The organism is Pseudoalteromonas sp. SG45-1 (assembly GCF_014164135.1).
In the GTDB taxonomy this organism is placed as follows: domain Bacteria; phylum Pseudomonadota; class Gammaproteobacteria; order Enterobacterales; family Alteromonadaceae; genus Pseudoalteromonas; species Pseudoalteromonas distincta.
Window position 1 is genome coordinate 1 of the sequence record NZ_JACJEP010000097.1, and the last position, 226, is coordinate 226.

The 226-nt window shown below is 39.4% G+C and carries 1 protein-coding gene; it reads right to left on the reverse strand.

Going from position 1 to position 226, the window contains the following annotated elements:
* The coding region (locus H5117_RS20520; RefSeq protein ID WP_182739031.1) for a transposase at positions 1 to 164 on the reverse strand (164 nt) is incomplete at its 3' end.
* Positions 165 to 226: the final 62 nt, after the last annotated feature.

The window sequence follows — 226 nt, forward strand, 5'->3', positions numbered from 1 at the left end:
CCACTCCGCTCTTGCTTTAATTGAGTAACCCACTTACTGACGGTTGATTTACCCACCCCCATTGCTTTGGCTGCTTCTTCTTGAGTATAACTTTGGTCAACTACAAGCTGAGCTGTTTCTAATTTGATTGCTGCAGAATACGTTGCACGTTTTAATTTCGTCATTTTTTCACCCAAATTTGTATGCTTATCAGCATAACATTTCTTTCTTAATGGGTGGCCAAAAT